Below are 668 nucleotides of genomic sequence, written 5' to 3' on the forward strand. Positions count from 1 at the left end.
GAGCTGGCCGAGCTCGTCGATGGCACGGCCCACTGACGCCGCCGGACGAATGGGGCAGTTGGCATCCAGCACCGGCGCCCTTGTGCTGACGTCGTCGCGGAAGATGAGCAGGGCCGACCGCAGTTGCACCGAGACGGTGGCCCAGCACATCCGCGCCAAGGGGGATACCACCACCCGGCCGCTCGGCCGGCTGCTGGGGTCACAGGCACGGCCGGTCCGAGCACTGGCACAGCTGACCACACGTTGTGTGCCGTTTCCCGCCTGAGGAACGTCGTGGAGCGTACTTAACTGTGCGCGCATTCGGTGTGCTTGGCAGTACGTGGATCACATGACGTCGCACCTTTCCAGCGGAGACATCCTCGCCTGTGGCACGCCCTCGGTCCCCTTCCGGAGCACGACGGAGTAGCACTGGTAGGCCCGGGAGTGCGACACGCCGAACATGCTCGTGTCCTCGTACTCTCCGAAGAAGCGGACGGTGGTGGTCAGCGAGTCCTCCGACCGCGCGTAAGAGAGAAGCCTGCCGTCGTGCCGCTCGGCGATATCCCGAACGGCTTCTTGGCCGGGGAAGCCATTCGGGGCTGCCGTCACCTCGCGCGCGTAGGAGCGGGCCAGGGCCGCTGTTCGGTCCAAGGCTTCTGCCTCGTTCCGCTCGTTCGCGCGTTCCTGAC

The 668-nt window shown here is 67.1% G+C and carries 1 protein-coding gene; it reads right to left on the reverse strand.

From position 1 onward, the window contains the following. Nucleotides 1–324: 324 nt before the first annotated feature. On the reverse strand, nucleotides 325–668 hold a 344-nt coding region (locus LPA54_RS34490), incomplete at its 5' end, for a hypothetical protein (protein WP_228984586.1).

The sequence above is a fragment of the Streptomyces sp. DH12 genome (assembly GCF_020873895.1).
In the GTDB taxonomy this organism is placed as follows: domain Bacteria; phylum Actinomycetota; class Actinomycetes; order Streptomycetales; family Streptomycetaceae; genus Streptomyces.